The organism is Neisseria sp. P0024.S006 (assembly GCF_051956595.1).
In the GTDB taxonomy this organism is placed as follows: Bacteria; Pseudomonadota; Gammaproteobacteria; order Burkholderiales; family Neisseriaceae; genus Neisseria.
On record NZ_JBQCXH010000035.1, the window covers coordinates 1 to 474 of the forward strand.

The 474-nt window shown below is 50.6% G+C and carries 1 protein-coding gene; it reads left to right on the forward strand.

Annotation, left to right across the window (positions count from 1 at the left end; translation table 11 throughout):
* On the forward strand, positions 1 to 474 hold a 474-nt coding region (locus tag ACTHUF_RS11125), incomplete at both ends, for a DUF4178 domain-containing protein (protein ID WP_440407724.1).

Here is a 474-nt window from a genome sequence, read left to right on the forward strand (position 1 = left end):
GGACATACGTTACCCGCCCATTTACCTTGGTCGGACGGCTTCAGGTGCAATACGATGACGGTGTGTGGAACGAATGGTATGCGCTGTTTGATGACGGGCAAACCGGTTGGCTGTCTGAATCCGGCGACCTGTATTCCATGACGCGCTTGGTTGAATCGCCTGAAGTTGTGCCGGACTTTCACGACGTCGTGCCGGGCGGTTGCAATTTCAATTTTCAAAATAAAAACTTTGTTCCGTCGGATAAGCGTGAAATCAGCCTCAGAAAATCGGCGGCGCAGGGCGAGTTGCCGTTTAAGCTGACTGAAGATACGACAAGTAAAGTCATAGACTGGCGATGCTCAGGTCTTTTTCTGACGATAGATTACGGCGATGATCCTCCCGCAATCTATTACGGCAGTATGGTCGGCCTAAATGAACTGAAACTGCAGAATACCCGTACCGATGACCAAATCCGTGAAACGGCAGGTCGTCTGA